Origin of the sequence: Citrobacter sp. wls827 (genome assembly GCF_005280875.1) — a bacterium.
Taxonomy (GTDB): domain Bacteria; phylum Pseudomonadota; class Gammaproteobacteria; order Enterobacterales; family Enterobacteriaceae; genus Citrobacter; species Citrobacter youngae.
Genome location: NZ_SZWR01000017.1, coordinates 386,756 through 387,773, shown reverse-complemented (window position 1 = coordinate 387,773; position 1,018 = coordinate 386,756). Strand labels below are relative to the sequence as shown.

Sequence of the window (1,018 nt, the reverse complement as noted above, 5' to 3'; positions counted from 1 at the left end):
TTGGCGGAGGATCGCCTCCGCCTCGTTTCATTTCCCGCTAATTCAATACGTTGTGAGTCTCTCCCCGTTTTCAACCCATTAAGTGTGCTATAGCTAACCTTTGCCACAAAGGGAGCACAGTAATGGAAGCACTGAGTCGAGAAACGTTAGAAACTATGATCGCGCAAGCCGTTGCCCACGCCGCCACCGTCTCAGTCTGGCCAATGGGTGAAGCCCCCGGAGCAAAAAACAGCGATGCGGTATTTACCCCCGAACCCAGACATACAGGAACCTCTCATTACGATCGTGCGGTAACCGGTATTCGTGCCCCAGAAATCACCGTCTACGCCCCCGCAAAACCGAATGGTGTGGGAATACTTGTCACCCCCGGCGGCTCTTATCGACGCGTAGTGCTGGACAAAGAAGGTAGTGCGCTGGCGCCCTTTTTTAATGCCCGCGGTTATACTCTGTTTGTCATGACCTATCGCTTGCCGGGGGATGGTCACGAGGAAGCGTCAAACGCACCGTTGGCCGATGCCCAACGCGCTATGCGCTACATTCGCGCCAACGCCCAGGAATGGAAAATTAACCCTGATCGTATCGGTGTGTTGGGCTTCTCTTCCGGTGGTCACGTGGCCGCCAGTCTGGGAACCCGGTTTGCCGAAACGGTTTATACGCCGATAGATAACGTAGACGAGCAACCTGCGCGCCCTGCGTTTATGGCACTGGTGTACCCGGTTGTCACTCTGCGCGAAGACATCGGTCACCCGGGATCTCGTCTTGAGCTGGTTGGCGCTAAGCCCGAAAAGGAAGATTTGCGCCACTATTCTCTGGAAGAACGCGTGGATAGCACAACGCCGCCGACATTCCTGCTACACGCCATTGACGATCCGGCGGTGAAGGTAGAAAACAGCCTGGTCTTCTTTAATGCGCTACGTGAGCAGGGCGTTCCGGTCGAAATGCATCTGTTTGAACGCGGTAAGCACGGATTTGGTATTCGCGATGCGCAAGGGTTACCGCTGGCCATCTGGCCGGAAAT

1 protein-coding gene is annotated in these 1,018 nt (G+C 55.3%); it reads left to right on the top strand.

Annotated elements, in window-relative coordinates; all coding sequences use genetic code 11:
- Window positions 1–122: 122 nt before the first annotated feature.
- Window positions 123–1,018, top strand: an 896-nt coding sequence (locus tag FDX03_RS12420; protein ID WP_137346031.1) for an alpha/beta hydrolase, incomplete at its 3' end; no start/stop codon positions are given.